1 protein-coding gene is annotated in these 676 nt (G+C 66.3%); it reads right to left on the bottom strand.

Annotation, left to right across the window (positions count from 1 at the left end; genetic code table 11):
- Positions 1–676 (bottom strand): DUF6444 domain-containing protein (locus tag F2P45_RS34385; RefSeq protein WP_308613957.1); only part of this gene is annotated, 676 nt, incomplete at both ends.

Below are 676 nucleotides of genomic sequence, written 5' to 3'. Positions count from 1 at the left end.
CACCGGCGCGGCGCGCAGATGCTCGGCGATCTGATCCGCCGTCGGTTGCAGGGCCGCGCTCGCCTCGGCCACCCATGCCAGCAACGTCGCCGGCGAGACGGCCAGGCCGTACAGGTCGGCGATTAACTCGGCGGCACGGGCATACGGCAACATTTGACCCTGGGTCAAATGCACCGCCAGCGCGCGCACATTGCGGCCATACTGCACCGGCTCATTTACGCCAGTGGGGAAACGGCTCACGTGGGCCTGGCCGCAGCCGCAGGTCACGGCCAGCGTGCGGTGTTCGATGACATCGAACGCGCTCGCCGGCACATCGATGACCTGGCGCCGCTCGGCCACGACGGACTGCGCCAGCGGCAGCGTGCTGTGGCAGCGCGTACACTGGCGCGGCAGCGGATGGTCTATCGTTTCGGTAGGCTCGGCTGTCCGCTTGAGCGTGCTGCCTTTGTGGCCAGGCTGCGCGCCCGGCTTATTGCCAGACGGCTCGCGCAGCGAATTGGTCTTGCGCAAACCATCGGAAGACGGCGGCTGGCTGGAGTTGCGGCTGCTCTTGGAGACCTTCGATTCCAGCGCTTCCAGCCGTTCCCACAGTGTCAATACGACGCCCTCAAGCTCGCCGCGCGTAAGGGCGGAGAGGTCGGGAGGAGTGCGTTTTTTTGCCATAACCAGCATGATG

The organism is Massilia mucilaginosa, assembly GCF_011682145.1.
Lineage (GTDB): Bacteria > Pseudomonadota > Gammaproteobacteria > Burkholderiales > Burkholderiaceae_D > Telluria_A > Telluria_A mucilaginosa.
The sequence above is the reverse complement of the archived record's forward strand: the minus strand, read 5'-3'. Positions and strand labels throughout refer to the sequence as shown.